The sequence below is a fragment of the Vibrio sp. 2132-1 genome (assembly GCF_033344315.1).
In genome coordinates, this window is record NZ_JAWPON010000136.1 from 1 (window position 1) to 951 (window position 951).

Here is a 951-nt window from a genome sequence, read left to right on the forward strand (position 1 = left end):
TAAACGCCTTCTGCACCTAGTACTTCAGTAAGAATCATGGTGGTGTGGGCAGAGCGAACACCAGACTGGCAGTAAGCGATAACTTTCTTACCTTTGATGATGTCGCCGTAAAGGGCTTGCAGTTCTTCTGCTGATTTCAGCGTCGTGTCTTCGTTTAACGCTTTGGTCCAGTTAATGTGAACACTGCTTGGGATAGTGCCCGGACCGTATGCGCCAGAAACCGCAACTTCCCCGTTGAACTCGTCGTTGCCGCGAGTATCTAGGATCACCCAATCAGGGTTGTTTTGCGCTGCGATAACCATGTCTAGCGTTGCTAGGGCATTGTTCTCTTGTTGTGTGTCAGGTGCGTTGTATTCAACCGCTGCAACGCTTTGGTTTGCAGAGCCAGTTGGGTAGCCAGCGCCCATCCAAGCGTTCAAGCCCCCGTCAAGGTAACGAACATCTTGATGGCCAAGGTTATGGATTTGCCAGTAAAGACGCGCAGCATCGTGGTGTGAGCCCGCAGCGTAGACGACGATTGTGCTGTCTGTTGTTGCGCCGAAGCTGCCTAGGATTGTTTCCATTTCTTCTGTGCTATTACTCATACCGCCGAAGTCGTAGGCGTCTTCAGTCGCTGAGTAATCGTTACGCCACATAGTGTAAGAACCAGAAATAGGACTATCTGGTTTGATAGGGTTTAGCGCACCGATCACAACCACGTCTTTGTCACCATCCATCAGCGATTTCAGTTGTTGTGCAGAGATGAAGTGTTCTGGGTGAGCGTACTGTGTGAACTTCTGCTCTTGAGCAGCAGCATCCACAATCACAGCCTCAGCTGAGAACATCGTATTGTAAGCTGAGTAGCCAACCGCTGCGACAGCGGCCAACACACCCAACGCAATTGTCGATTTTTTCATGAGTTGCTTCCGTATTTTAATTTAAAGTTTTGCTGCCGAATCCTTGATGTTTCGA

1 protein-coding gene is annotated in these 951 nt (G+C 49.5%); it reads right to left on the reverse strand.

The window, feature by feature from the left end; genetic code table 11:
- The coding region (locus R8N47_RS23945; RefSeq protein ID WP_318185942.1) for a sulfurtransferase at positions 1–896 on the reverse strand (896 nt) is incomplete at its 3' end.
- Positions 897–951: the final 55 nt, after the last annotated feature.